Genomic DNA, 4,407 nt, shown 5'->3' on the forward strand with positions numbered 1-4,407 from the left:
TGCATGCCCGCGGCCCCGTGGGTCTGGACGGCCTGACCTCTCTCAAGTACATCGTCCTCGGCGACGGTCAGATCCGCGCCTGACCCCATGGCCTGGTGGGGGGTTCTCAAGCATGCACCATGGGGCGAAATCGCCAAGGCGGCGTCGCGCGTGCCGGAGTTCGTGCGCGATATCCGCAAGGCCCCGGCCAACAACGATCCGGTCCCCCCGACCACTTCGACGCCGGTACCGGGCGCGGAGCAGCTCAAGTTCGAGATCGAGGTGGTTAAATCGAACGTCGAGCGCCTGCGCAGTTACGCCGAATCCCACGCGGCCACCGTGGACGCGCAGTCGAAGGCGCTCGCCGACAGCTTCAACGCGATCTCAGCGCGCATGCGCACGCTGACCTGGATTGCCGGCGCCGCGCTGGTCCTGGCCGTGATCGCTGTGATCGTCGCGTGGATGCGATGAAAATGCGATGAAAACGAACCACAACCCGGGAGTGTTCTCTTGCCTAACGTGATCGAAGTCCGCGTGCCCGACATCGGCGACTTCAAGGATGTTCCCATCATCGAACTGCTGGTGAAGCCCGGCGATACCGTCGCGGCGGAAGATTCGCTCATCACGCTCGAGTCCGACAAGGCGACCATGGAGGTGCCGGCCCCCACGGCCGGCGTGGTGAAGGAATTGAAGGTCAAGGTGGGCGACAAGGTGTCGCAAGGCACCTTGATCCTGATGCTGGAGACCTCCGGTCCCGCCGTGACCACCGCACCTGCCGCTGCGCAGCCTGCCGCGGCGACAGCGGCCGCGACGGCACCCGCGGCCGCACCCCAACCGGCCGCGGCAACGCCTTCGTCCGTAGTGAAGGGCGACATGCATGCCGAAGTGGTCGTGCTGGGCTCCGGTCCGGGCGGCTACACCGCCGCGTTCCGGGCAGCGGACCTCGGGAAGAAGGTGGTGCTCATCGAGCGCTACACGAGCCTCGGAGGCGTGTGCCTCAACGTCGGCTGCATTCCCTCGAAGGCCTTGCTGCACGCGGCGCGAGTGGTATCCGAAGCCGACGAGATGTCGCACTTCGGCGTGAAGTTCGCGAAACCCGCGATCGACATCGAGCAACTGCGCGGCTGGAAGAACAGCATCGTCACGCGGCTCACCAAGGGCCTGGGCGGCCTCGCCAAGCAGCGCAAGGTCGAGGTGGTGACGGGCTTGGGCAAGTTCACGTCGGCGAACATGATCGAAGTCGCAACAGCTGACGGCGGGCGCAAGACCGTGTCCTTCGACCACTGCATCATCGCGGCCGGCTCGTCGGTGGCGCGCATTCCGGGTTTTCCCTACGACGACGTGCGGCTCATGGACTCCACCGGCGCGCTCGAACTGCAGGAAATCCCGAAGCGCCTGCTGGTGATCGGCGGCGGCATCATCGGTCTCGAGATGGCCTGCGTGTACCACGCGCTCGGCTCGAAGGTCACGGTGGTGGAACTCGCCGACGGACTGATCCCCGGCGCCGATCGCGACGTCGTGAAGCCGCTCGCCAAGGTGATCGAGAAGAAGTACGAAGCGATCCTGCTCAAGACCAAGGTCGCGAAGCTCGCCGCCACCAAGGCCGGACTGGAAGCGACCTTCGAAGGCGAAGGTGCGCCGGCACCGCAGATCTACGATCGCGTGCTGATGGCGGTGGGCCGCCGGCCGAACGGCCGCGATATCGGCGCCGAACGGGCGGGCGTGACGGTGAACGACCGCGGCTTCATCCCGGCGGACCAGCAGCAGCGCACCAACGTACCCCACATCTACGCCATCGGCGACGTGTGCGGCGAACCGATGCTCGCCCACAAGGCCACCCACGAAGGCAAGCTCGCTGCCGAAGTCATCGCCGGCCACAAGGTTGCCTTCGATGCACGCACGATTCCGTCGGTGGCCTACACCGATCCGGAAGTGGCGTGGATGGGGCTCACCGAAACCCAGGCGAAGGCCCAGGGTGTCGAGTACGAGAAGGCGACTTTCCCGTGGGCCGCCAGCGGCCGAGCGCTCGCGACCGGCCGCGACGAGGGCATGACCAAGCTGCTCTTCGAGAAGAATACGCGTCGCCTGCTCGGGGCCGCCATGGTCGGCCCGAATGCCGGCGAATTGATCGCCGAGACCGTCCTGGCGCTCGAGATGGGCGCGGACGCCGAGGACATCGGCCTCACCATCCACCCGCACCCCACGTTGTCGGAAACGGTGTTCTTCGCCGCCGAGATCGCCGAGGGCAGCATCACCGATCTCTACATGCCCAAGCGCTGATGCCCGGCGAGATATTCATCCCGCTGCTGGTGCCACCGCAGGCGCAGCGGGGCGAGGCCTGGTGGTTCGTCTTTCGCGGCGCCAGCCTGCTGGTCCGCAAGGCCGAAGGCCGCGCCCACGTACCGTTCATCGAGAATCTCGACCAGCTCGGGCTGGCGCCGGTACGTTCGCAGTTCCTCGGCGTCGTCGGCGACGCGCACGTCTACTCCGCCGAATGCGAGGAGTCGGTGGAACCGCCCGCCGACATGACCTGGGCCGGATTGCGCAGCCTGTTCGGCGCGATCGACGACGACACCTTCGCGCTCGCCGGGCGTGCGATCCAGATCATGGATTGGGACCGCTCGCACCAGTTCTGCGGTCGCTGCGGCACACCCACTGAACGCAAGCTGGCCGAACGCTCGCGCGCCTGCCCCAAATGCGGACAAGTGCACTATCCGCGTCTGGCACCGGTGGCCATGGCGCTGGTCCATCGCGGCGACGAACTGTTGCTGGCACGCTCACCGCACTTCGCGCCGGGCATGTTCAGCGCGCTCGCCGGCTTCGTCGAACCGGGCGAGAGCCTGGAGCAATGCCTGGTGCGCGAAGTGAAGGAAGAGGTGGGCGTGGAGGTGACGAACCTGCGTTATTTCTCCAGCCAGCCGTGGCCGTTTCCGCATTCGCTCATGGTCGCCTTCCACTGCGACTGGGTGCGCGGCGACATCGTGCCCCAGGAAGGCGAGATCGAGGCGGCCGCCTGGTTCACCCGCGAGCGTCCGCCGCCCGTGCTGCCCGGGCGCCTCAGCATTGCGCGGCGGCTGATCGACAGCGTCTGGGCAACGTAGGGCCTCTCAAAGCCGCACCGGCCCTAGCGTTTCCCGGGAGCATTCGGTCGCGGTAGTCCGCGGGCAGCACCAAGCATCCGCTGCAGCGCAGCCGACATGTGTCGCGCCTCAACGTCGCCGACGTGCGCATCGAAGACCTCACGGATGCCGGCCTCGTAGGTCGGCCACATCTTCCGGCGCTGTTCCCGTCCCGCGGGCGTGATCACCGCGTAGGCGCCGCGACGATCTTCCTCCGAGCGCTCCCGCGCGACCAGGCCCGCTTCCTCGAGGCGGTCCACCAGCCGCGTCAGGTTGCTGCGCGAGAGCACGACGTGGTCCGCCAGCTCGCTCATGCGCAGCCGCCGCTCGGGGGCCCGCTCCAGCGCCCACAGCACGTCGTACCACGCGAGCGGGGGCAGGCCCGCGCTCGCCAGCCGCGCCTCGATGCGTTCCACCAGCACCGCGTGGGCCGTCAGGAACAGCGGCCACACCGAGCCCGCCGGCGTTTCGAATGCCTTCCCCATGGTCGATCTCCTTCGCGACCGAAATGTTAGTTGCAATATCAACCAATTTCAAGGAACATGTCGTTGCAATCGCAATGATTGCGATATCAACCTACTGAAAGGAAACGCCATGAACCAGACCATCAGCCGCGAAGCGCTCGCCGCCAGCCTGCAGTCGCCGACCCCGCCGGTCGTGCTCGAAGCGCTGCCCGAGAAGTACTACGCACAGAAGCACCTGCCGGGCGCGCTGCACATGCCGCACGACCAGGTGGACGCCCTGGCTGCCGGACTCATTCCGTCCAGGTCCGCACCGGTCGTCGTCTACTGCGCCAGCGCCACCTGCCAGAACTCGCACATCGCCGCGCGGCGCCTGACGCAGCTCGGCTACGAGAACGTGCGCGTGTACGCGGGCGGCAAGCAGGACTGGGAGGCGGCGGGGCTGCCTTTCGATGTCTCCGTGCCCGTGGGTGCGTAGTCGCGGAGTCTCGCGCGCGATCGTCAACCTCTTGAACCACGAAGGACACGAAGAGCACGAAGGAAAGGCAGAAGGAAAAGCAGAAGAAGAGTCGATGGAAGAGCGGAAAACTCCTTCGTGGGCCTTCGTGCTCTTCGTGTCCTTCGTGGTTCACGCTTTTGCAACCCAAGGAGTTCATCAATGAACCGTCGGGCCGCCAACGCGGGCGGGCAGCAAATCGAGCGGTTCAATGACCGCTCGTTGAACTAATCGCTTGCCCCATAATCCACGGTCTGTCGGCGGGCCGGCCGTCGACCGACCGTGCATATTCCCAGAGGCAAGTCTTCCATGAAAGTGCTCCAGCGCTGCACCACCGCGCTCGTCGCGGCCA

Annotated in this window: 5 protein-coding genes and 1 pseudogene; 5 read left to right on the forward strand and 1 reads right to left on the reverse strand. The window is 66.5% G+C overall.

All coding sequences use genetic code 11. The features are described 5' to 3' along the window. Positions 1-87: 87 nt before the first annotated feature. From K2R93_20945 to nudC, 4 genes and pseudogenes are all read left to right on the forward strand, one after another. Positions 88-450 (forward strand): hypothetical protein, encoded by a 363-nt coding sequence (locus K2R93_20945; protein ID MBY0492319.1) that lies wholly within the window; start codon positions 88-90, stop codon positions 448-450. Between the two features lie 39 nt (positions 451-489). After that, positions 490-810: pseudogene (locus K2R93_20950) on the forward strand (biotin/lipoyl-binding protein). A gap of 42 nt (positions 811-852) precedes the next feature. After that, positions 853-2,259: a dihydrolipoyl dehydrogenase gene (gene lpdA, locus K2R93_20955; GenBank protein MBY0492320.1), complete on the forward strand. Its 1,407-nt coding sequence runs from the start codon at positions 853-855 to the stop codon at positions 2,257-2,259. Continuing rightward, the gene (gene nudC, locus K2R93_20960; GenBank protein ID MBY0492321.1) at positions 2,259-3,080 is read left to right on the forward strand and encodes an NAD(+) diphosphatase; all 822 of its coding nucleotides are present in this window, start codon (positions 2,259-2,261) and stop codon (positions 3,078-3,080) included. Before lpdA ends, nudC begins: the two co-directional genes overlap by 1 nt. A gap of 23 nt (positions 3,081-3,103) precedes the next feature. On the opposite strand, the gene K2R93_20965 is transcribed toward nudC, so the two are convergent. Further along, on the reverse strand, positions 3,104-3,583 hold the full coding sequence (locus K2R93_20965) for a MarR family transcriptional regulator (GenBank protein MBY0492322.1): 480 nt from the start codon (positions 3,581-3,583) through the stop codon (positions 3,104-3,106). Between the two features lie 109 nt (positions 3,584-3,692). Between K2R93_20965 and K2R93_20970 the strand changes: the two genes are divergently transcribed. Further along, positions 3,693-4,037 (forward strand): rhodanese-like domain-containing protein, encoded by a 345-nt coding sequence (locus K2R93_20970; GenBank protein MBY0492323.1) that lies wholly within the window; start codon positions 3,693-3,695, stop codon positions 4,035-4,037. The last annotated feature ends 370 nt before the right edge of the window (positions 4,038-4,407 follow it).

Source organism: Gemmatimonadaceae bacterium (assembly GCA_019752115.1).
Taxonomy (GTDB): Bacteria; Gemmatimonadota; Gemmatimonadetes; order Gemmatimonadales; family Gemmatimonadaceae; genus Gemmatimonas.

Coding starts and splice junctions, on each gene's coding strand:
- K2R93_20965 (MBY0492322.1), bottom strand. CDS start 3,583: ATGGGGAAGGCATTCGAAACGCCGGCGGGCTCGGTGTGGCCGCTGTTC.
- lpdA (MBY0492320.1), top strand. CDS start 853: ATGCATGCCGAAGTGGTCGTGCTGGGCTCCGGTCCGGGCGGCTACACC.
- K2R93_20945 (MBY0492319.1), top strand. CDS start 88: ATGGCCTGGTGGGGGGTTCTCAAGCATGCACCATGGGGCGAAATCGCC.
- nudC (MBY0492321.1), top strand. CDS start 2,259: ATGCCCGGCGAGATATTCATCCCGCTGCTGGTGCCACCGCAGGCGCAG.
- K2R93_20970 (MBY0492323.1), top strand. CDS start 3,693: ATGAACCAGACCATCAGCCGCGAAGCGCTCGCCGCCAGCCTGCAGTCG.